Raw genomic sequence first — 2,787 nt, forward strand, 5'->3', positions numbered from 1 at the left:
AGAACGAAGCGGGAGTGAGCGGCGGCCGAAAGCACGGCCTTGGTATCCAGCGGCTTGATCGTATGCATGTCGATCAGCCCGACGGATTTGCCCGCCGCGCGCAGCGCGCGGTAAGCCTCCCTTGAGGGATGGACCATCGAGCCGCAGGCGATGATGGTCAGGTCCGATCCTTCGCCGTGAACGATCGCCTTGCCGAACTGGAAGTCGACGCCGTCCTCATAGACCACAGGGTCCTGGCCGCGGCCAATGCGGAAGTAGATTGGCTGCGCATGATTGACAGACGCCTTGACGGCGGCCGCCAGTTGCGGGCCGTCGGCCGGCGCGACGACCGTGAGGTCGGCAATGCTTCGCATGATGGCAAGATCTTCCGTCGCATGGTGGGAGGTGCCGTAGAAGCCGAGGGAAATACCGGCATGATGACCGATCAGCCGCACCGGCAGAGCCGAATAGGCGACGTCGGTTCTGATCTGTTCGCAGCACAGCAGCGCCAGGAAAGAAGCGAATGTAGCGACGAACGGCATGGCGCCGGTGCTGGCCATGCCGGCGGCAGCCGAAACCATATTCTGTTCGGAAATGCCAAATTGCGTGAAGCGTTCGGGAAAGCGCTGCGCGAACCGCACCAGCCCGTTGGAATATTGCAGGTCGGCCGTACCGGCCACGACCGGATAACCCTCTTCGACCAGATCGATGAGTGCATTGGCCAGGTAACTCAGGCCAGGCGCGCGCGCGTTGATCTGGCGGTACTGCCAGGAGTTGGTATCGATCGGGCCGTTCATTGTGTTTTGCCTCCACGCTTGATCTCTTCGGCGGCCAAGGCCTCGTCCGATGGCGCGAGATAGCCCAGATGCCAGCCGGGTTCGGTTTCCATGTAGCCAACGCCCTTGCCCTTGGAGGTCTTGGCAATGATGCAGACGGGCCGGGTGCGATCTGCCTCAGCCTTCAACTGTCGCAGCAGCGTCGCGAGCGCGACGACGTCATGACCGTCGACCTCGTGCACCTGCCAGCCGAACGCCGCCCATTTGTCGGCCAACGGCTCTATGCCGATGATGTCGTCGACCTGACCGTCGAGCTGGTATCCGTTGCGGTCGACGATGGCGATCAGATTGCCGGCCTTATGGTGGGCGGCGGACAGCGCCGCTTCCCAGACCTGGCCCTCCTGCATCTCGCCGTCGCCGAGCAGGACATAGACGTCGAAGCGCCGGTTGGCCGCACGGGCGCCGAGCACCATACCGAGACCGCCGGACAAGGCATGACCGATCGACCCGGAGCTGAAGTCGACGCCGGGCACCTTGCGCATGTCGGGATGATCGCCGAGCGGATTGCCCAGCCGGGTATAGCCATCGAGGACGTCCTTGGAGAAGAAGCCCCAGTCGACCAGCAGCGGGTACAGGCCGACCGCGGCGTGTCCCTTGCCCATCAGGAAGCGGTCGCGGTCCGGCCATTGCGGCTCGCCCCGCCTCAGCCGCATCGCATCGTAGTAGAGCGTGGCGAATATTTCCGCGCAGGAAAACACTGACGAATAATGCCCAACCTTGGCGATCTGGATGAGGCGCAGCGTCTCCAGCCGTACGAACTCTGCCCTGTCGCGCATCAGGGCGATCCGCTCCGCGTCGGGTGGCAGGGCGTTGTTTGAAGGAGTGGGTCGGTTGGCCATTGGGCGTCACTCTCGGGATCATTTCTCTCGACAACTTATAAGTTATAAGATATTCCTCACCGAAGCAACCGCCTATCTGGTCGCAAGGAGAATTTTGATGAACAATGAATCGCGCGTGCTGGACATGGCCAGGCACTTTCATTCCCAAACGGATCCACGCCTGCATGAGCATCATGGTCCGTTGACGATCGTGGCCGGCGAAGGCGCGACCGTCACGGATGACGCGGGCAACCGCTATATCGAGGGCATGGGCGGACTCTGGTGCGCCTCGCTTGGCTTCAGCGACAGCCGGCTGGCCGACGCGGCTGACCGCCAGATGCGCAAGCTCGCCGTCTACCACACTTTCAATCACCGCTCGAATGAGCCCACCGTCGAACTCGTCGAACAGCTTACCGCGTTGGCGCCGTTCGACAACGCGCGCGTCTTTCTGGTCGGCTCCGGTTCGGAAGCCAATGATACGATGGTCAAGCTCGCCTGGTATTACCAGGCCGCGCGGAGGCGTCCGGAGAAACGCAAGATCATCAGCAGGTTTGGCGCCTTCCACGGCAGTACGATCATGGGCGCGGCGCTGAGTGGCCTGTCGCATATGCACAAGTCCTTCAACCTGCCGCCGCTTCCCGTCATATTCGCGGCGCGACCGTTCCACTATCTCGATAGTCTGCCGGGCGAGGCGGAGCATGACTACGCCACGCGCCTGGCCCAGGAACTCGAGGCCCTGATCCTGGCGGAGGGGCCAGAGACGATCGCCGCGATGATCGCAGAGCCAGTCATGGGCGCCGGCGGCGTGCTGGTACCGCCGGAGAATTATTTTCCAAAGGTTCAGGCGGTGCTGCGCAAATACGACATCCTGATGCTGTCCGACGAGGTGGTCTGCGGCTTCGGACGCACCGGAAATTGGTTCGGCAGCCAGACTTTTGGCATGGAACCGGACATGCTGTCGGTCGCCAAGGGGCTTTCATCCGGTCATCTGCCCATTGGCGGCGTCATTATCTCCGACAAGGTTTACCAGTGCGTCGCCGATGAGGCCCACAAGGTCGGCGTGTTCGGCCACGGTTTCACCTATTCCGGCCATCCGGTGACAGCCGCCGTCGCCGCCGAGGCGATCAGGATCTACCGCGAGATCGATCTCGTGA

3 protein-coding genes are annotated in these 2,787 nt (G+C 62.5%); 1 reads left to right on the top strand and 2 read right to left on the bottom strand.

Annotated elements, in window-relative coordinates:
- Window positions 1-776 (bottom strand): transketolase family protein (locus NKH52_RS35140; RefSeq protein WP_352658139.1); only part of this gene is annotated, 776 nt, incomplete at its 3' end.
- Window positions 773-1,591: a transketolase gene (locus tag NKH52_RS35145; protein ID WP_352658142.1), complete on the bottom strand. Its 819-nt coding sequence runs from the start codon at window positions 1,589-1,591 to the stop codon at window positions 773-775. The genes NKH52_RS35140 and NKH52_RS35145, both read right to left, overlap by 4 nt.
- A 160-nt stretch (window positions 1,592-1,751) precedes the next feature.
- On the opposite strand from NKH52_RS35145, the gene NKH52_RS35150 reads away from it, so the two are divergent.
- On the top strand, window positions 1,752-2,787 hold a 1,036-nt coding region (locus tag NKH52_RS35150), incomplete at its 3' end, for an aminotransferase (RefSeq protein WP_352658145.1).

The sequence above is a fragment of the Mesorhizobium sp. M1066 genome, from assembly GCF_040318635.1.
GTDB lineage: Bacteria > Pseudomonadota > Alphaproteobacteria > Rhizobiales > Rhizobiaceae > Mesorhizobium.